Genomic DNA, 884 nt, shown 5'->3' with positions numbered 1-884 from the left:
TTGTTACGATATGCTAACGATCTACATTTAGATCACATCGGTGCGATGCTAGCAACATATCGACGTCCGGAATCGTTTCCTGGTTGTATTGTTGAGTTTTCAATAAACCAACCATTAGGATTTGATGTCGTCGTTCCTGCTGGAACACGTGTTACTAGTGACGGAACCGCGGTATTTGAGACCCTCGCAGAGATTAAAATACTAGCAGGTGAATTATCTGCGTCAGTTAATGTTCAATGTCTGTTAGCAGGAAAACTGTTTAACAATATTGAAATCGGTCAAATTGATAAATTTATCGACCCGATAGCATATATAACCAGTATTAAAAATATAACAAAAACTGCGGGTGGTGCAGATGTCGAACGTGATGACGCATATCGAGAACGAATCTCGTTAGCACCAGAAAAATTCTCAGTTGCTGGTCCAAAACTCGCGTATCGATATCATGCGCTATCAGCTCATCAAAATATTATCGATGTTGCTGTAGAGCGTCCAAAACCGGGTATTGTTCGAGTGAGTGTTTTATTAACGGATGGAAAAATCCCTGCTGTTGATTCGACTGAAATAGCATTAGTAAAAAAAACATTGAATGACGACGAGATCCGACCGTTAACCGATACTGTTGACGTCGAACCGGCCGTTGCTGTAAATCAAAATTACTCTATTACCTGGTATTTATCAGACACAAATTTATCACAACAATCAATCATTGCTAAAAATATTGAACGAGCCGTTGCAGAATATGAGTTTTGGCAGTCAACAAAAATGGGTCGAGATATAAACCCTGATGAATTGATTCATCGATGCAAATCAGCTGGCGCCAAACGCATTGAAATAACTGGAATGAGTTATCGCGTATTAGCTAATAATGAGGTCTGTTCGTT

1 protein-coding gene is annotated in these 884 nt (G+C 39.5%); it reads left to right on the top strand.

Translation table 11 applies throughout. The annotated features are described in order from the left end of the window. Nucleotides 1–884: baseplate J/gp47 family protein (locus A9G07_RS11140; protein ID WP_176713978.1), on the top strand; the 884-nt coding region annotated here is incomplete at both ends.

The organism is Gilliamella sp. wkB72 (assembly GCF_001693745.1).
GTDB classification, from domain to species: Bacteria; Pseudomonadota; Gammaproteobacteria; order Enterobacterales; family Orbaceae; genus Gilliamella; species Gilliamella apicola_E.
Note: the sequence above shows the minus strand (reverse complement) of the source record. Positions and strands in the feature narration are given on the sequence as shown.